General features: G+C 72.8%; 19 protein-coding genes. 9 read left to right on the plus strand and 10 right to left on the minus strand.

The window, feature by feature from the left end; genetic code table 11:
* The 6 genes from C8N24_RS13730 to C8N24_RS13755 all read right to left on the minus strand — a co-directional run bounded on the left by C8N24_RS13730 (position 1) and on the right by C8N24_RS13755 (position 6,229).
* On the minus strand, positions 1-396 hold the full coding sequence (locus C8N24_RS13730; protein WP_211339953.1) for an SHOCT domain-containing protein: 396 nt from the start codon (positions 394-396) through the stop codon (positions 1-3).
* A 76-nt stretch (positions 397-472) separates the two neighbouring features.
* The gene (locus C8N24_RS13735; RefSeq protein WP_121250686.1) at positions 473-1,228 is read right to left on the minus strand and encodes a MaoC/PaaZ C-terminal domain-containing protein; all 756 of its coding nucleotides are present in this window, start codon (positions 1,226-1,228) and stop codon (positions 473-475) included.
* A gap of 2 nt (positions 1,229-1,230) precedes the next feature.
* Positions 1,231-2,490, minus strand: a complete 1,260-nt coding sequence (locus tag C8N24_RS13740; RefSeq protein WP_121250687.1) for a 3-oxoacyl-ACP reductase — start codon at positions 2,488-2,490, stop codon at positions 1,231-1,233.
* A gap of 3 nt (positions 2,491-2,493) precedes the next feature.
* The gene (locus C8N24_RS13745; protein WP_121250688.1) at positions 2,494-3,765 is read right to left on the minus strand and encodes an acetyl-CoA C-acetyltransferase; all 1,272 of its coding nucleotides are present in this window, start codon (positions 3,763-3,765) and stop codon (positions 2,494-2,496) included.
* On the minus strand, positions 3,762-4,334 hold the full coding sequence (locus C8N24_RS13750; RefSeq protein WP_121250689.1) for a TetR/AcrR family transcriptional regulator: 573 nt from the start codon (positions 4,332-4,334) through the stop codon (positions 3,762-3,764). Before C8N24_RS13750 ends, C8N24_RS13745 begins: the two co-directional genes overlap by 4 nt.
* A complete protein-coding gene (locus tag C8N24_RS13755; protein WP_121253188.1) occupies positions 4,331-6,229 on the minus strand; it encodes an acyl-CoA dehydrogenase family protein in 1,899 nt (632 codons plus the stop codon). The genes C8N24_RS13750 and C8N24_RS13755 overlap by 4 nt, the downstream gene beginning before the upstream one ends.
* 94 nt (positions 6,230-6,323) lie before the next feature.
* Between C8N24_RS13755 and C8N24_RS13760 the strand changes: the two genes are divergently transcribed.
* Positions 6,324-7,994: a S8 family peptidase gene (locus C8N24_RS13760; RefSeq protein ID WP_121250690.1), complete on the plus strand. Its 1,671-nt coding sequence runs from the start codon at positions 6,324-6,326 to the stop codon at positions 7,992-7,994.
* Here the strand turns inward: C8N24_RS13760 and C8N24_RS13765 are convergent.
* Entirely contained in the window at positions 7,951-8,247 is a 297-nt protein-coding gene (locus C8N24_RS13765) for a hypothetical protein (protein ID WP_170179072.1), read from the minus strand. The two genes, C8N24_RS13760 and C8N24_RS13765, sit on opposite strands and share 44 nt — an antisense overlap.
* Positions 8,248-8,305: 58 nt before the next feature.
* On the opposite strand from C8N24_RS13765, the gene C8N24_RS13770 reads away from it, so the two are divergent.
* Positions 8,306-9,469, plus strand: a complete 1,164-nt coding sequence (locus C8N24_RS13770) for a sensor domain-containing diguanylate cyclase (RefSeq protein WP_170179073.1) — start codon at positions 8,306-8,308, stop codon at positions 9,467-9,469.
* On the opposite strand, the gene C8N24_RS13775 is transcribed toward C8N24_RS13770, so the two are convergent.
* Positions 9,454-10,365 (minus strand): S1 family peptidase, encoded by a 912-nt coding sequence (locus tag C8N24_RS13775; protein WP_121250693.1) that lies wholly within the window; start codon positions 10,363-10,365, stop codon positions 9,454-9,456. The genes C8N24_RS13770 and C8N24_RS13775 overlap by 16 nt on opposite strands.
* 24 nt (positions 10,366-10,389) lie before the next feature.
* On the opposite strand from C8N24_RS13775, the gene C8N24_RS13780 reads away from it, so the two are divergent.
* The 5 genes from C8N24_RS13780 to C8N24_RS13800 all read left to right on the plus strand — a co-directional run bounded on the left by C8N24_RS13780 (position 10,390) and on the right by C8N24_RS13800 (position 15,079).
* Positions 10,390-11,058 (plus strand): metal-dependent transcriptional regulator, encoded by a 669-nt coding sequence (locus C8N24_RS13780; RefSeq protein ID WP_121250694.1) that lies wholly within the window; start codon positions 10,390-10,392, stop codon positions 11,056-11,058.
* A 319-nt stretch (positions 11,059-11,377) separates the two neighbouring features.
* Positions 11,378-11,587, plus strand: coding sequence for a heavy-metal-associated domain-containing protein (locus C8N24_RS13785; protein WP_121250695.1), 210 nt, complete (start codon positions 11,378-11,380; stop codon positions 11,585-11,587).
* Positions 11,584-12,363 (plus strand): hypothetical protein, encoded by a 780-nt coding sequence (locus tag C8N24_RS13790; protein ID WP_121250696.1) that lies wholly within the window; start codon positions 11,584-11,586, stop codon positions 12,361-12,363. Before C8N24_RS13785 ends, C8N24_RS13790 begins: the two co-directional genes overlap by 4 nt.
* Complete coding sequence (locus C8N24_RS13795) at positions 12,360-14,534, plus strand: heavy metal translocating P-type ATPase (RefSeq protein WP_121250697.1); 2,175 nt, start codon at positions 12,360-12,362, stop codon at positions 14,532-14,534. Before C8N24_RS13790 ends, C8N24_RS13795 begins: the two co-directional genes overlap by 4 nt.
* On the plus strand, positions 14,534-15,079 hold the full coding sequence (locus tag C8N24_RS13800) for an RNA 2'-phosphotransferase (protein WP_121250698.1): 546 nt from the start codon (positions 14,534-14,536) through the stop codon (positions 15,077-15,079). The genes C8N24_RS13795 and C8N24_RS13800 overlap by 1 nt, the downstream gene beginning before the upstream one ends.
* Here the strand turns inward: C8N24_RS13800 and C8N24_RS13805 are convergent.
* Positions 15,065-15,598 carry a TetR/AcrR family transcriptional regulator gene (locus C8N24_RS13805; RefSeq protein WP_121250699.1) on the minus strand — a complete coding sequence of 178 codons (534 nt, stop codon included), beginning with the start codon at positions 15,596-15,598 and terminating at the stop codon, positions 15,065-15,067. The genes C8N24_RS13800 and C8N24_RS13805 overlap by 15 nt on opposite strands.
* A gap of 43 nt (positions 15,599-15,641) precedes the next feature.
* Between C8N24_RS13805 and C8N24_RS13810 the strand changes: the two genes are divergently transcribed.
* Both C8N24_RS13810 and C8N24_RS13815 read left to right on the plus strand, forming a co-directional pair.
* A complete protein-coding gene (locus tag C8N24_RS13810; RefSeq protein ID WP_121250700.1) occupies positions 15,642-16,346 on the plus strand; it encodes an SDR family NAD(P)-dependent oxidoreductase in 705 nt (234 codons plus the stop codon).
* A gap of 37 nt (positions 16,347-16,383) precedes the next feature.
* Positions 16,384-16,755, plus strand: coding sequence for a VOC family protein (locus C8N24_RS13815; protein WP_121250701.1), 372 nt, complete (start codon positions 16,384-16,386; stop codon positions 16,753-16,755).
* Here C8N24_RS13815 and fdhD read toward each other — a convergent pair.
* Complete coding sequence (fdhD, locus tag C8N24_RS13820) at positions 16,748-17,497, minus strand: formate dehydrogenase accessory sulfurtransferase FdhD (protein ID WP_245971855.1); 750 nt, start codon at positions 17,495-17,497, stop codon at positions 16,748-16,750. The two genes, C8N24_RS13815 and fdhD, sit on opposite strands and share 8 nt — an antisense overlap.
* Positions 17,498-17,509: the final 12 nt, after the last annotated feature.

Genomic DNA, 17,509 nt, shown 5'->3' on the forward strand with positions numbered 1-17,509 from the left:
TCAGGCGAGCACCTTCGCCTTCAGCGTGTTGAACTCGTCCTGCGAGATCGTCCCGCTGTCGAGCAGCTCCTTCGCCTTGGCCAGCTCGGTGGCCGACCCGTTGGAGGAGGCGACGGACTGGACGTAGCCGGCGAACTGCTCCTGCGCGTGGCGGGAGCGCTCGGCGCCGCGCTCGGCCATGCCGCTGCCGTTGGCGATCAGGTAGACGAGCGCGCCGAGGAAGGGGACGACGATGATGAACACGGTCCAGATCGCCTTCGTCCAGCCCGACGCGTCGTGGCGGCGGAAGATGTCGGTGAAGATCCCGACGATCATCCAGATCCACGCCACCCAGGCGAAGAAGATGATCATCGTCCAGAAGATCTCCATGAACGGATAGTCAGCGGCGAACAGCACGGTCAGCCTCCGTGGCTCGGGGAGCGCCGACGGCGCTCATCTGGCCACACTCGACCACGCGCGGGGCGCGCCGACCTCATGCGATCCGGGTGAGTTCCCCCTCCAGATGGCCGTGGACGGCGAACCGGTCCTCCGCCTCGCCGAACGTGACCTTCGACGGCAGCAGGATCGGCTGCTTGAAGCGCACCTCGACCGCGAACGCGTCCGGGAGGCGCAGCGAGGCGAGGCAGCGGGCCTTGGTCCACATGCCGTGGGCGATCGCGCGGGGGAAGCCGAGCAGCCGCGCGCTGACCGGGTGCAGGTGGATCGGGTTGTGGTCGCCGGAGACCGACGCGTAGCGGCGGCCGAGGTCGTCGGCCACGCGCCACTGGGCGGTGACGGGCGGCTCCTCGAACGCCGGCGGCTTGGGCACCGACTCGTCGCCCGAGCCGCGCTTGAGGTTCGTCGAGAAGCCCTGCCAGACGAGCTCGTCGCGCACGCGGGCCTCGGTGACGAAGTTGAACGTCTTCCCGCGCCGGTGCGGCTCGAAGCCCTGCACCGAAGCGGTGATCGTCAACGGCTCGCCGAGCAGCAGCGGGCGCTGCTGGACGATCCGGTTGGCGATGTGGACCACGCCCACAGCGCTGAACGGCGCCTTGGCGAGCAACGCCATGTGCAGCGGGAAGCCGAGCACGTGCGGGTAGGTCGGCGGGAGCTCGTCGCGCAGCGTGAAGCCGCACAGGTGCGCGTAGCCGGCGAGGTGGTCGGCGTCCACCACCACCTCGCGCGTCAGCCGCTCCTTCGGCAGCCCGGAGCCGCGGCTGGGCAGGGCGGCGCGCAACGTCGTCAGCATGCTCACGCCCCCAGCAGCGACTGGCCGCACACGCGGACGACGTTGCGGTCCACGCCCGAGCCCGCCAGCCACGCGACCGTCTCGGCCACGTCGACCGGCAGCCCGCCCTGGCGCAGCGAGTTCAGGCGCCGCCCGACCTCGCGCACGCCGACCGGCATCGCCGCGGTCATCGCGGTCTCGATGAAGCCGGGCGCGACCGCGTTGACGGTGATCCCGCGCTCGAGCTCCAACCCCGTCACGAGGTCGATCAGCCCCGCCTTGGACGTCGCGTAGTTCGTCTGCCCCGCGTTGCCCGCGATCGCGCTGAGCGAGGACACGCAGACGATGCGGCCGTCGTCGCGCAGCACCGGCAGCAGCGCGTCGGTGATCCGCTCGGGCGCGAGCAGGTTGACCTCCATCAGCGACTGCCAGCGGTCCTCGGGCATCTTCGCCAGCGTCCGGTCCTTGGTCACGCCCGCGTTGTGGACGAGGATGTCGAGGCCGTCGGAGAAGCGCTCCGCGAGCACCTCCGGCGCGTCCGGCGCGGTGATGTCGAGCTCGATGTCGGCGTTCTTGAGATCGAGCCGGACGACCGACGCGCCCTCGCGCTCCAGCACGTCCGCGATCGCCGCGCCGATCCCCCGTGACCCGCCCGTGACGAGCGCCGTCCGGCCCGCGACCGCGCGCTCGGCTCCGGCGCCGACGCGGATCACCTGCCCGGACACGTATGCGGAGCGCGGCGTGAGCAGGAAGCGCAGCGTCGGCGCGAGCTGGTCCTCGGCGCCCTCGGCGACGTGGACGAGGTTGACGGTCACGCCACGCGGCCCGACCTCCTTGCCCAACGACCGCGTGAACCCCTCCAGCGCCCGCCGTCCGCCGCCGAGCACGACGACGCGGCCGGACCGCTGCAGCCGCGCCACCGTCGGGTAGAAGAACCGCTGCAGCTCCACGAGGTCCGCCGACGACTCGATGCCCGTGGCGTCGAACACGAGCGCCCGGAACTTCTGGTCGGCCGGCGCCTGCGGGTTGAACACCGCCGCGTCGAGCCCGGCCCGCGCGGCCGACTCCCGCACCGGATCGTCCAGCGCGGTCGCCGCGTCCGCGCCCATCGCCGCCAGCACGCGCGCGGCCGCCTCGGCCACGCGGCCCGCGCCGCCGAGCAGCACGCGCCCGCCGACGTCGGAGGAGCCGCGCGCCAGCTCGACCGGCTGCGGCAGCCCGATCTTCTTGCCCACGGTCGAGGTGACCGGCATCCGCATCAGCTGCGAGTAGAGATCGGCCATCGGCTACTTCTCCAGGATCGCAACGACGCCCTGGCCGCCCGCCGCGCAGATCGAGATCACGCCACGGCCAGAGCCGCGTTCGTCCAGCGCCTTGGCCAGCGAGGCCACGATCCGCCCGCCGGTCGCGGCGAACGGGTGCCCGGCAGCCAGCGACCCGCCGTTGACGTTGAGCTTCTCCGACGGGATCTCGCCCAGCGGCTTGTCCTGCCCGAGCCGCTCGCGCGCGAACACCGGGTCCCGCCACGCCTTCAAGGTCGCCGCCACCTGCGCGGCGAACGCCTCGTGGATCTCGAACAGGTCCACGTCGCCGAAGCCGATCCCGGCCCGGTCGAGCAGCCGCGGGAGCGCGTAGGCGGGCGCCATCAGCAGGCCTTCGCCCTTGTGCACGTGGTCGACGGCCGCCGACTGCGCGTCGGCGAAGTACGCCAGCACCGGCAGCCCGCGCTCGGCGGCCCACTCCTCGCTGGCCAGCAGGACGGCGGACGCACCGTCGCTCAAGGGCGTCGAGTTGCCGGCCGTCATCGTGCCGCTCTCGCCGCCGAACACGGGCTTGAGCTTCGCCAGCTTCTCCACCGACGAGTCCGGCCGCAGGTTCTGATCGCGCTCGAGGCCGAGGTACGGCGTCAGCAGGTCGTCGAAGAAGCCGCGGTCGTAGGCCGCCGCCATCCGCTGGTGCGAGAGCGCTGCGAGCTCGTCCTGCTCGGCGCGCGTGACGCCCCAGTCCTTGGCCATCAGCGCCGTGTGCTCGCCCATCGACAGGCCGGTGCGCGGCTCGGAGTTGCGCGGGATCTCGGGCACGACCTGGCCGGGCCGCAGCCGCGTCAGCGTGCGTGCCCGCGCCGGCAGCGACTTCGCGCGGTTGAGGTCCAGCAGCACCTGCCGCAGGTCCTCGTTGACGGCGATCGGCGCGTCGGAGGCGGTGTCGACGCCGCCCGCGATCGCGACGTCGATCTGCCCCAGCGCGATCTTGTTGGCGACCGAGATCACCGTCTCCAGGCCGGTGCCGCACGCGCGCTGGATGTCGTAGGCGGGCGTCTCCGGGGCCAGCTTGGACCCGAGGACGGCCTCGCGGGTGAGGTCGCGGTCGCGCGCGTGCTTGAGCACGGCGCCGGCGACCACCTCGTCGAGGCGCTCACCCTCGAGCCCGAACCGCTCGACGAGCCCGTCGAGCGTGGCGGTGAGCATGTCCTGGTCCGACGCGTGCGCGTAGGGCCCGTTCGCGCGCGCGAACGGGATCCGGTTGCCGCCCACAATGGCGACCCGACGTGTGTTCATCGTGTCCTCAATCCGGGTTCGATCGTGCGGATCAACAGCTCCGCGGTGCGGTCCGCGGACATGGCGCCGGTGCGCAGCCACCAGCGTCCCAAGGCCTCGGCCGCGCCGAAGATGGCCACCGACAGCGGCTCGACGGCGCGTGACTCGGTGCGCTCCGACAGCGCGGCGGTGACCATCGCCTCCATGTCGTCGCGGTACGCCCGCACGCGCACGGCGATCTCGCCGCCCGACGGCAGCGAGTCGTCGTGCAGCATCCGCCACGCGTCCTTGTCGCCGTCCAGGAACGAGAAGAACGCGTGGATGCCGTCGCGGAGCGCGTCCGGCGCCGTGGCGGCGGCGCTCACCGCGCTCACGACGTGCTCGGTCAGCGCGTCGGCGGCGGGCTTCATGCAGGCGAGGAACAGCTGTTCCTTGTTGCCGAAGTAGTTGTAGAGCAGCGGCTTGGTGACGCCGACCGCGGCCGCGACCTGGTCCATCGTCACGGCCGCGTACCCGTGCGCGGCGAACAGCGCACGGGCCGTGTCCAGCGTCTGCTGCTCCCGCTCGGCGCGGGGCAGACGCGTTCTCACGCGGGCACCCGCTCCTGCTCGTCCGCGACCACGCGGGCGTCGCCGAGCGCCGTCTCCGGCACGCCGAACGCGTCCACGAGCTCACGCACGTGCGGGCGCAGCTCGCCGCACAGCGTGTTGACCGCCTTGACCACGGCCTTCGAGCGGGCGGCCGACAGCCGGCCGTGCTCCTGGTAGTAGCCGCGTTCGGCTTCCAGCACCGACAGCGCGTAGAGCGTGCACAGCTTCGACAGCAGCTCGTTGCCCTTGGCCGCCTCGGCGAACGACTCGAGGATCACCAGGTCCACCCACGAGCGCCCGACCTCGAGCACGTGGTCCTGCGTGTCCACGAGCACGGCGAACGGGTCCTTGCCGTTGTCGATGCCGCCCTTCAGCCGCCGCGCCGCGGCGGTGAGCAGGTGCTCGTGCCGCCAGCGGAACAGGTCCAGCTGCGTCTTGTGGGCGAGCAGGTCGGCGTCGTCGTCGCGACCCGGGAGGACGGTGTCGGCCACCTTGCGCAGCGCCGTCCGCTCGGTCAGCACGCTGAGCGCCTGGCCGGCCACGAACTGCACCATGCCGATCGGGTTCAGGTCGTTGAACGAGTCCCGGTAGTCGGTCAGCAGGTTCTTGGCCGTGAGCTGCAGCAGGACGGTGTTGTCGCCCTCGAAGGTCGTGAACACGTCGGTGTCCGCCTTCAACGACGCGAAGCGGCTGGAGCGCAGGTAGCCCGCCCCGCCGCACGCCTCGCGGCAAGCCTGGATCGTGTCCGTCGCGTGCCAGGTGGCGATGGCCTTGGTGCCCGCGGCGAGCGTCTCCAGCTCACGCCGCTGGCGCTCGGGCGCGCCCTCGTCCGTGAACACGTCGTGCACGTCGCGCACGAGGCGGTTCTGCGTGAACGACAGCGCGTACGTCTTCGCCAGCGGGAGCAGCAGCCGGCGCTGGTGCGTGCGGTAGTCCATCAGCAGCGCTTCCTGCTCGGCGCCCGGCTCGCCGAACTGGCGCCGCTCGAGCGCGCGGCGGACGGCGATCGTGAGCGCCACCTTCGACGCGCTGATCGACGCCCCGCCGACGCTCACGCGACCCTGGATCAGCGTGCCGAGCATCGTGAAGAAGCGCCGCGTCGGGTTCTCGATCGGACTGACGTAGGTGCCGTCGGCGTGGACCTGGGCGAGCTTGTCGAGCAGGTTCTCGCGCGGGATCCGCACGTGGTCGAACCAGATGCGGCCGTTGTCGACGCCGTTAAGGCCGAGCTTGGCGCCGCAGTCCTCGATCCGGACGCCGTCGCACACCTCGCCTTCCTCGGTGCGGATCGGGACGAGCAGCGCGTGCACGCCGCGGCTCTCGCCGCCGGTGATCAGCTGCGCGAAGACGACGGCCATCCGCCCGTCGCGGGCGGCGTTGCCGATGTAGTCCTTGCGGGCGTCGTCGTCCGGGGTGTGGACGACGAACTCCTGCGTCTCCGGGTCGTAGGTGGCCGTCGTGCGCAGCGCCTGCACGTTCGAGCCGTGCCCGGTCTCGGTCATCGCGTAGCACCCCGGGAGCGCCATCGAGCCGACGTCGTGCAGGTAGCGGGCGTGGTGCTTCGCGGTGCCCAGGTGCAGGATCGCGCCGCCGAACAGGCCGAACTGCACGCCGCACTTGACCAACAGCGACAGGTCGCCCATCGCGAGCGTCTCGAACGCGGTCACGCCGGCGCCCGGCGAGTCCTTGCCGCCGTACTCGACGGGATATCCGATGGCCGTGTCGCCCTCGGAGGCGAGCTCCTTGACCCACTCGAGCACGCGGGCGCGGTGCTCCTCGAGCGGCAGGTCGTCGGCGGGTTCGTTGCCCGGCCGCGACAGCCACCACCGGACCCGCTCGCGGGTCTCGGGGTAGGGGCCGTCGAGCAGGGCGCGCAGGGTCTCGGCGGTGCTCATCCCCATATGGTTACCGACCTATAAATTTATATGCCGGTATGTGTGCTCAAACACACTCCTCAAGTCGGTGGGACGGGCAGCCGATAGGAGAGTGATGCGTCGCGTCGGAGCCTTAGTCGCCGTCCTGCTGCTGGCCGCCCCTGCCGGGGCCCAGGCGGGTGAAGGCGACATCATCGTGATCCGCGAGCCCGGCACGAGCGCCCGCGACATCCGCGAGGACGCCGGCGTGCGCGTCGTCAAGCCGCTGCCGATCGAGGGCGCCGAGCTGGTCAAGCCGCGTGGCGGCGACGTCGCCGACGCGGTCGCCGAGCTGCGGGCCGACGACGACGTCGTGCTCGCCGAGCGCGACGTGCGCGTGACGGTCGACGGCCTCGACGCGCCCAGCGACCCCTTCTTCCTCTCGCTCTGGGGCCTTCCCGACGCGACCGTGCCCGCCGCGTGGACGACCACGACCGGTGCGGGCGTGAGCGTCGGCGTCGTCGACACCGGCGTGCGCGCCGACCACCTGGACCTCGCCGGCCAGCTCACCGGCAACCCGGGCGAGCGTGGCGCCGGCCGCGAGGCCAACGGCCTCGACGACGACGGCAACGGCTTCGTCGACGACTACCAGGGCTGGGACTTCGTCGCCGGCGACAACACGCCGCAGGACGGCAACGGCCACGGCACCCACGTGACCGGCACGATCGCGGCGCTCGCCGACAACGGCCGCGGCGTGACGGGCGTCGCCCCGGGCGCCAAGGTCGTGCCGCTGCGCGCGCTCGACAACAGCGGCAACGGCTACATGAGCACGATCGCGTCGGCGCTCGACTACGCGGGCGCCATCGGCCTGCCGGTCGTCAACGCGTCGCTCGGCGGGGGCTACGCGAACGTCCTCGAGCGGGTCGTCGCCGCGCACCCGGACACGCTGTACGTCGTCGCGGCCGGCAACGCCAACCGCAACAACGACGATCCCGCCGTCGCCAGCTATCCCTGCGCCCTGCCGCAGGCGAACATCCTCTGCGTCGCCGCCCACGACCGCAGCGGCGCCCGCGCGAGCTTCTCGAACTACGGCGCGACCACGGTCGACCTGTCCGCCCCGGGTGTCGACATCGCCTCGACCTGGAACACCACCGCCAACGCCTACGCGACCACGCAGGGCACGTCGATGGCGTCGCCGCACGTCGCCGGTGCCGCCGCGCTGGTGCTCGCCGCCCGGCCCGGCATCACCGCCGCCCAGCTCAAGTGGGCGCTCACGTCCTCGGCCACCGTCACCCCCGCGCTGGCCGGCACGACCGTCACGGGCGGCCGGCTCGACACGGCCGCCGCGGTCGCGGCGGTCGCCGGCACGTTGCCGGTGGAGCCGGCGCCGACCAGCACGCCGACGCCGGAGCCCACGCCCGAGGCGCCGGTCGCGCCGGTCGCGCCGCAGCCGCCCGTCGCGACGCCGGAGGTGCCGGCACCCGCCGCCACGCCCGAGCCGACCCCCGCGCCGCCGGCCGCGCCGCGCCTGGTCGACGTCAACGTCGGCGGCTCGCTCAAGGGCGCCAAGGGCAAGCTCCGCGTGTCCTTCAAGCTCACCCGCTCGGCCACGGTCCGCTTCGCCGTTCACGCCAAGGGCAAGGCCAAGCCGGTGGCGAGCTGGACCAAGCGCGCGCACCGCGGCGGCAACCAGTACACGCTCACGCGCAAGCTGCCGACCGGCGCGACGCTCAAGCGCGGCGCCTACACGCTGTCGGTCTCGCTCAGCGCGACCGCGAAGTCTTCGACCGCGATCCGCGTCCGGTAACCCGGCCCGGGAGCGGCACGGGCGACAGCTTGTCGGCCATCGCCCCGGCGAACGCCCGCGGCTCGAGCTTGGACGCGATGTCGATCAGCTCATGGCGCTCGGCCGGCGTCAGGTTGCGCGAGCGGCGGATGAGGTGCGCGGCCCGCCGGCGATCGGCGGGTGTGAGCGCGCCAAGGTGACGACGCGCCAGCAGCGCCAGCTGGAGCACGGCAATGACCTTGAAGAGCGGCAAACGGCGTACGGTCCGGAACATCAAGCGAGGCTACCCAGCTCAAGGTCAGCGTGAAAACGTCGATGACTCGGAACGCTGCATGTCCAACGTGTCCCCATCGTCGTCGGTGCCCCTGGCGCTGCTGCCCGAGGCGGCGGTGATCCTCTCCGCCGCCCGGGAAGTGCTCGTGGCGAGCCCGCCCGCGCAGGACATGTTCCGGCGCGACCCGGTCGGGCTCGGCCTCGACCAGCTCGTGCGCGACGCGCACGTGCTCGGTGCCGCCGTCGCCGAGCTCGCGCTCGGCGAGCACCTGCCGCAGGTCCCGCTCGAGGGCGTCCGCGACGACGGCACGCCGTTCGCGATCGACGCCAGCGTGCGCGCGCTCGAGGACGGCGCGCTGCTGTGCATCTTCCGCGAGCTGCAGCGCTTCGCCCACGGGGCGCTCGACTTCGCCTTCGACCACGCCGCGGTGGGGATGGCGCTGTTCAACACCGACGGCGAGTTCGTCCGCATCAACGGGGCGATGGGCACGCTGCTCGCCCGTCCGGACCCGGAGATCCTCGGCCGCCGCGACCAGGAGTTCACCCACCCCGACGACCGCCAGGCGGACGTCGACGCGGCGTGGCGGATCCTGCGCGGCGAGATGCACAACTTCCACTGCGAGAAGCGCTACGTGCGTCCCGACGGCGAGCACGTCTGGGTGCTGGCGAACCTCACCTTCGTACGCGACGCCCACGGGCGGCCCGTCTGCTGGCTCGGCCAGTTCCAGGACATCACCGAGCTGCGCCGACTGGCCTCGCGTGACCCGCTGACCGACACGCTCAACCGGCGCGCGTTCCACGTCGAGCTCGAGCGGTCGCCCGTCGGCGCGCTGCTGATGCTCGACCTGGACGGCTTCAAGGACGTCAACGACGCGCACGGCCACGAGGCCGGGGACGAGCTGCTGCGCGTGATCGCGGCCGCGATCGCCCGCCGGCTGCGGCGCGACGACGTGCTCGCGCGGCTCGGCGGCGACGAGTTCGCCGTCCTCCTCCCGCGTTGCACGATCGAGGAGGCCGCGCGCGTCGGCTCGGACCTGACCGCGATCGTCGCCGAGCAGCGCTTCGTGTTCGACGGCGTCGAGCGCGGGGTCACCGCATCGATCGGGATCTCACTCGTGGAGGCCGGCGACGTGCCCGCCGAGGCGCTCGCCGCGGCCGACCGCGCCATGTACTCGGCGAAGGCGGTCGGCGGCGGCCGCGTGCGCCTTCATCGCGCGCTCTGAGACGCCAGCTCCGCCCAGCCGCCTGAGGTGCGCGCCGTAACTATGCAGATGCGCCGCCCGTCGCGGCGGGCCGAGCGCACGCGCAGCTTGGTGCCGGCCGGACGCCAGCGGCCGCGGTCGCAGCCCTTGCTCGTCATCCGGACGGCGCGGGTGGGGTAGGGCGCGGTGCGTGCCGGGAGTGGGCCGGTGACCAGCGCGAGGTGCGGCAGGACGCGCTCGCTGACGTCGGCCGGGCCTTCGCCGCACGCACGCTCCTGGGTCTCGCCGCCCCAGCTGACGACGCCGACGACCTGCAGGGCACCGTCGCGGCTGACCAGCACCGGACTGCCGCTGTCGCCGGGGCAGGCCTGCGAGGCGGTCGACGTCGGGTCCTGCGTGCACAGGTGGAAGGTCGGGTGCAGCAGCTGCCGGTAGAGGTCCTTGCAGCTCGCCGCGGGCAGCACCTGCTGGCGCGCCGCGCGCGGGGCCCGCGTCACGTCGCCGGCCGGGCCGGTGATGCCGCGTCCGATCGTGGTCGTCGGCTCGCCGTCGGCGGGCGGGGTCGTCGCGATCGGCAGTGGCGCGACGTCGGTCACCGGCGCGCGCAGGACGATCACGGCGACGTCGCGCACGGCGGCCGACGCGCTCTCGACCTCCGGCGCCACCGGGCTGGGGATGATCCGGTACTTCGGCGAGAAGTAGATGCCCTTCACGGCGCGCGCACGGCCGCCGACGATCACGTCGAACGCGCGCGGGCCGGAGCCCTGGACGCAGTGGGCGGCGGTGAGCACGCGGTCGGGGGCGACGAGGCTCCCACCGCAGAAGTGGCCGCCCTGGCTGAGCGACACGAACGCCGGCAGCTCGGCGGGCGTGCCGTGGAAGATCGAGGCCGAGGCGAGGAGGACGCTCGCGAGCATGAGTTGAACCGTAACCTAGGGGGCATGGCCCGGCCGTCAGAGGCGATCGAGGACTACGCGAAGGCGATCTACTCCCTGGCCCGCCAGGGGGACGGCACCGCGACCACCAACGCGTTGGCCGAACGGCTCGGGGTGACCCCCGCGTCGGTCTCCGCGATGGTCAAGAAGCTCGACGAGCGCGGGCTGGTGCGCCACGTGCGGTACAAGGGCGTGGCCCTGACGCCGGACGGCGAGCGCGTGGCGCTGGAGATCATGCGCCACCACCGGCTGCTCGAGACCTACCTGGCCGAGCACCTCGGGGTGCCGTGGGACCGCGTGCACGAGGAGGCGGAGGCGCTCGAGCACGTGCTGTCGGAGTACCTGGAGGCGCGCATCGCGGCCAAGCTGGGGCACCCGACGCACGATCCGCACGGCGACCCGATCCCGACCGCGGAGCTGGAGATCGTCGAGGAGGACTCGCGGCGGCTGTCCGAGCTCGAGCCGGGAGACTGCGGCACGTTCGTCCGCGTATCCGACTCCGATCCCGCGATGCTGCGCTACCTCGACGAGCGCGGCGTCAAGCTGGGCGACCCGCTCGAGGTGCTCGAGCGCCAGCCGTTCGACGGTCCGCTCACGGTGCGGTTCGGCGACAAGCTGCACGTCTTCGGCGGCACGCTCGCCCACGCCATGCGGGTCGTCGCCACCGCCGATTGACCGACGGTCACGCATCGGGCCGCAGCCGTTTCGGGCGCTTGCGCGGTGGGGTAGCGCCGCTGGCTCATGGGACTGATCTTCGGTGGACGCAGTCGGCGGCGTGGACGGGCGTCGCGCGGACGGGGCGGCTTCTACGGCCCTTTCCCGTACTACTCCGGACGCACGCGGCGAGGCTCACGCGTGACCGTCACCGGGTGCTGCCTGCCGTTGCCGCTGACGCTGCTCCTCGGTGCGGCGATGGGGGCGCGGGCGCTGCTGCGGCGATGAGTGTGGGCAGCCGCACTGCGCTTCTGATACCCCCGGGTGGTATGCTGGAGGTATGACCGAGACACTCACCTACCGCGTCGACGCCATGTCCTGCAACCACTGCGTCGTCGCGGTGAGCGGCGAGGTCGGACGCGTGCCGGGTGTGCGTTCGGTCGACGTCGACCTAGAGACCAAGCTCGTGCGCGTGGATGGAGCCGGGGTCGACGGAGCCGCGGTCGTCGCGGCGATCGACGAGGCCGGGTACGACGCGGAGCCGGCATGAGCGCTCCGGTGAAGCTGGCGGGGTTCGCCGCGCTGCTGCTGCTCGTGTTCGGCGTGGCGGTCGCGGCCGGTGACGTGATCGGGCCGGATCGGCAGGCCCCCGCGATACCCCAACCCGGTATGGGTGAACACGGCGAGGCGGTCGACCCCATCCGCGGTCTCTCGATCGCCGAGGACGGTCTGTCGCTGGCGGTCGCGCAGACGTCGCCGGAGCTCGTGTTCTCGGTCGTCGAGGACGGTGCCCCGGTGCGGGACTTCGAGGTCGAGCACGAGAAGCGGATGCACGTGATCGTGGTGCGCCGCGACGGAACGGGCTTCCAACACCTGCACCCCGAGCTGGGCGCCGACGGCGCGTGGCGGACGCCGCTCACCGTGAGCGACCCGGGCGCCTACCGCGTGTTCGCGGACTTCAAGCACGACGGGACGGCGTACACGCTCGCCGCGGACCTGACGGTGGACGGCGCGGCGACCTACCGCGACTTCCCGGCGCCGTCCGTGGTCGATACCACCGACGGGTATGAGGTCCGCATGCGGGCGGACGGCGAAGCGCTGGCGTTCGACATCACCCGGGACGGCCAGGCGGTCGAGACGGAGCCCTACCTGGGCGCCGGCGGGCACCTGGTCGCGCTGCGCGAGGGCGACCTCGCCTTCCTCCACGTGCATCCGAACGACGATGGCGTTGCCTTCGAGGCCGACCTGGAGCCGGAGAAGCGCTATCACCTGTACCTGCAGTTCAAGCACGAAGGCCGCGTCCACACGGCGGAGTTCACGCGATGAGCACGATCGAGCTGCCCATCACCGGCATGACGTGCGCGTCGTGCGCGAATCGGATCGAACGCAAGCTGAACAAGCTCGAGGGCGTCAGCGCGTCGGTCAACTACGCCACCGAGAAGGCGACCGTGTCCTACGACGCGGACGCCGTGGCGCCCGAGGCGCTCGTGGGCGCCGTCGAGGCGGCGGGGTACCACGCGGTGCTGCCGGCCGACGAGCCGGCGACCTCCGACGAGGTGGACGAGCTCGCGCCGCTGCGGCAGCGGCTGATCCTCAGCGCGGTCCTGTCGTTGCCCGTGCTGCTGGTGTCGATGATCCCGGCGCTGCAGTTCGACAACTGGCAGTGGCTGGCGCTGACCGCGGCCTCGCCGGTCGTGCTGTGGGGGGCCTGGCCGTTCCACCGCGCGGCATGGCTGAACCTGCGCCACGGCACCGCGACGATGGACACGCTGATCAGCGTCGGCACGCTCGCCGCCTGGCTGTGGTCGCTGTACGCGCTCGTGCTCGGCGAGGCCGGCATGGCCGGGATGCGGATGAGCTTCGACCTGATTCCCGAGCAGGGCGAGGGCGCCGACCACATCTACCTCGAGACCGCCGCCGTCGTGACGACCTTCATCCTCGCCGGCCGCTACTTCGAGGCGCGTGCGAAGCGCCGTGCCGGCTCGGCGCTGAAGGCGCTGCTCGAGCTCGGCGCCAAGGAGGTCACGCTGGCCGACGGCCGCGTCGTGCCGGTCGAGGCGCTGCAGATCGGCGACGACTTCCTCGTCCGCCCGGGTGAGAAGATCGCCACCGACGGCGTCGTGGTCGAGGGGCACTCGGCCGTCGACCTGTCGCTGCTCACGGGCGAGTCCGTGCCGGTCGAGGTGGGGCCGGGCGACGACGTCGTCGGCGCGACCGTCAACGCCGGCGGCCGGCTGGTCGTGCGCGCGTCGAAGGTCGGCGCGGACACCGCGCTGGCGCAGATCGCCCGGCTCGTCACCGACGCGCAGTCGGGCAAGGCGCCGGTCCAGCGGCTCGCGGACCGCGTCGCGGGCGTGTTCGTCCCGATCGTGATCGCGCTCGCAGTCGCCACCCTCGGCTTCTGGCTCGGCACCGGCGAGAGCGCGACGTTCGCGTTCACCGCCGCGGTCGCCGTCCTGATCATCGCCTGCCCGTGCGCCCTCGGCCTGGCGACCCCGGTCGCCCTGATGGTCGGCACGGGCCGGGGCGCCCAGCTCGGCCTGCTCATCAAGGGCCCGGAGGTCCTCGAGTCCACGCGGCGCGTCGACACGATCGTGCTCGACAAGACCGGCACGGTCACGACGGGCCGGATGACCCTCGTCGACGTCGCCGTCGACGGCGTGTCCCGTGACGAGGCGCTGCGCCTGATCGGCGCGCTCGAGAGCGCGTCCGAGCACCCGGTGGGCCGCGCGATCGCGGACGCCGCACGGTCGGACGCGCCGATCGTGGCCTTCTCCAACCGCGAGGGCCTCGGTGTCGAGGGCGTCGTCGAGGGGCGCGCCGTCGCCGCGGGGCGGCCGACCATGTTCGCCGCGCCGGTCCCCGCCGGTCCCCTCGCGGACGCGCTCGCCGACGCCACGGCCGCCGGCCGGACCGCCGTCGTCGGCGCCGTCGACGGGCGTCCCGTCGCGGTCTTCACGGTCGCGGACACGGTCAAGCCGACGTCGCGCGAGGCGGTCGACCGGCTGCGGGCGCTCGGGCTGCGGCCCGTGCTCCTGACCGGTGACAACGAGGCGACCGCGCGCGCCGTCGCCGCCGAGGTCGGGATCGACGAGGTGATCGCCGACGTCATGCCGGCCGACAAGGCCGACGTGGTCAAGCGCCTGCAGGACGAGGGCCGTGTGGTGGCGATGGTCGGCGACGGCGTCAACGACGCGCCCGCGCTGGCCCAGGCCGACCTCGGCCTGGCGATCGGCACCGGCACCGACGTGGCGATCGAGGCGTCCGACCTCACGCTCGTGTCCGGCGACCTGCGCGCCGCGCCCGACGCGATCCGCCTGTCCCGCGCGACCCTGCGCACGATCAAGCAGAACCTGGCCTGGGCGTTCGGCTACAACGTCGCGGCGATCCCGCTCGCGGCGGTCGGCCTTCTGAACCCGGTGATCGCCGGGGCGGCGATGGCGTTCTCGAGCGTCAGCGTCGTCGCCAACGCGCTGCGCCTGCGTCGCTTCCGCTGATGGACGACCGGCGCCGCGTCAAGGTCTCCAAGTACCTGTCCAAGCATCTGCGGCACGATCCTGAGCGGCTCGGCCTGACCCTCGCCCCCGGCGGCTGGGTCGGGGTCGACGAGCTGCTCAGGGCGTGCGGGGCCCACCGGTTCGCGGTCACCCGCGCGGAGCTCGACGAGGTCGTCGCCAAGAGCGAGAAGCAGCGGTTCGCGTTCGACGAGACCGGTGAGCGCATCCGCGCGAACCAGGGGCACAGCGTCGCGGTCGACCTGCAGCTCGAGCCGACCGCACCCCCGGAGCAGCTCTACCACGGCACCGGCGCGGGCTCGGTCGACTCGATCCTCGCGACCGGCCTGGAGCGCCGCGGACGCCACCACGTGCACCTGTCCGCGGACGCCGAGACCGCGCGGCGCGTCGGCATGCGCCACGGCCGGCCCGTCGTCCTCAGCGTCGCCGCGGGCGAGATGGCCCGCGCCGGCCACGCGTTCTTCGTCTCCACGAACGGCGTCTGGCTGGTCGATGCCGTGCCGCCGGCGTTCCTACGGCGCGCGTAGCCCGGCCAGCAGGACCGCGAGCATGCGCCGGGCGGCATCGGCGCCGCCGCCCTTGATCAGCGCGGCGTTGGCGAGCAGCCACGCGCCGACGTCGTCGCGCCCGAACTCCGGGCCGCCGGCGCGAGCCGCGTCGAGCAGGCGGGAGCACTCGTCGACCGCGGCGTCGCAGAGCGCGATCACCTCGGGCGAGCCGGGGTGGGCACGCGCGATCGCGTCGCTCAGCGCGGGGTTCGCGATCTGCATCTCGAGCAGCCCGTGCAGGTAGCGCTCGGCGCGCGTCCACGCGTCGTCGGCGCCGTCGGCGTCCTGGCGGACCTGCGCGAGGTTCGTCACCAGCAGCTCCGGGACGACCGCGTCGATCAACCCCTCCCGGGAGTCGAAGCGGTTGTAGAGCGTGCCGACGCTCACGCCGGCGCGCTTCGCGATCTCCTCCAGCGGTGAGTCGAGCCCCCGTTCGCGGAACACGTCGAGCGCCGCGGCCTTGAGGCGGTCGAGGTTGCGTTGGGCATCGGCTCGCACGACAAGTTGAGGATAGCCTCAAGTTCCTGCTACAAGTTGAGGCATGTCTCAAGTTATTGCCGTGTTCGGCGCGGGGCCTGGCCTCGGCGCGTCCGTCGCCCGCCGCTTCGGGCGGGAGGGCTACCGCGTCGCGCTCGTCGCGCGCCGCCTCGCGCCGCTGGAAGCGCTGGCGGCCGAGCTCGCGGAGGAGGGCATCGAAGCCGCGCCCTTCAGCGTCGACCTGACCGACCAGGCGGCGGCGCTGGTCACCTTGGAGGCGATCCACGCGCGCTTCGGCCGGATCGACGCGCTCTACTACGCCCCCGTGCCCGAGGGGGCGTTCATCGCCGCCCGCGACCTGCGCGCGGCCGACATCCGGCCGCTGGTCGAGCTTCTCGTCTTCACGCCGATCGAGCTCATCAACGCCGTCGTGCCGGAGCTGGTCGACCGCGGCAGCGGCGCGATCGTCGTCGGGCACGGGGCCAGCGCCGTCCACCCGCACCCTGGGATGAGCGGCCCGGGCGTCCCGATGGCCGCCACCCGCAACTACCTGCACAGCCTCAACGGCGAGCTGGCCGACGCCGGCGTCTACGTCGGCACGATCGCCATCCAGGCGATGATCGCCGGCAGCGCCGCGCACGCCGCCTTGACCAGCGGCGACCTCGACCTCGGCGGCGCCGACTTCCCCGTCGTGCAGCCGGCCGACCTGGCCGAGGCGGTCTGGGAGCTGGTCACCCGGCGCGACCGCGTGGAGCTCGTGCACCCCTGAGCGATGAATCCGGCGCGGATGTGCAGTCATATGCGGCATGACCGACATCACCGGCGTCGACTTCGTCGCCATCATGACCAAGGACCACGACGCCGCCGTCAAGTTCTACGGCGAGACGCTGGGCCTCCCGTTCGTCAAGCAGTGGGGCAACATGCCCGGCAGCGAGTTCCAGGCGGGGAACCTGACGCTCGCGGTCATGCAGCCGGACGCGTTCGGCTTCGAGTGGTCGCCGAGCAGCACGATGATCGCCCTGCAGGTCGACGACGTGGCCGCCGCGCGCAAACGGCTGGAGGACGCCGGCGTGCAGTTCCGCGGCGAGATCCTCGACTCAGGCGTCTGCCACCAGTCGTTCTTCGCCGACCCCGACGGGAACCCGCTGAACCTGCACCACCGCTACGCCCCTAAGTGATCCGGTCGGGCCGCGTGTAGACGTTCACGCCGCCACGCCGGGCGAACCCCGCGAGCGTCAACCCGCGGTCCTGCGCGAGGGAGACCGCCAGCGACGTGGGCGCGCCGACCCCGACGAGGATCGGCGCTCCCGCGACCGCGGCCTTCTGGACGAGCTCGAACGAGAGCCGGCCGCTGACGCACAGCACGTCGCCGTGCAGCGGCAGCGCGCCGTCGAGCAGCGCGCGGCCGATCACCTTGTCCATCGCGTTGTGGCGGCCGACGTCCTCGCGCACGCACAGCAGCTCGCCGTCCGGCGTGAAGCGGCCGGTCGCGTGCAGGCCGCCCGTGCGCTCGAAGCCCGGCTGGTGCAGGCGCTCCGGCAGGTCCGCGAGCAACGCGCGCGGGATCGTCGGCCCGGGCGGGAGCTCCGGGGCGTGGATCGCGACCTCCTCCAGCGCGCCCTTGCCGCAGACACCGCACGAGGACGTCGTGTAGAAGGAGCGCGCGGACGGGTCGCGCGTCAGCGGTCCGGTGACCTCGACGATGTTGCCCGCGAAGTCCTCGGTCGGCCCGGCGGCGCGCGGCCCGTCGATCAGGCCCTCCCCGTAGAGGAAGCCGAGCGCGAGCTCCTCGTCGTGACCGGGCGTGCGCATCGTCACGGCCAGCGGCGCGCCGTCGACGCGGATCTCGAGCGGCTCCTCGATCGCGACTTCGTCGTCCACACCGTCGTGTTCGACCGGGCGCGTCAAGGGGCCGCTCATGATCCAGAGGTC

Origin of the sequence: Solirubrobacter pauli (assembly GCF_003633755.1) — a bacterium.
Taxonomy (GTDB): Bacteria; Actinomycetota; Thermoleophilia; order Solirubrobacterales; family Solirubrobacteraceae; genus Solirubrobacter; species Solirubrobacter pauli.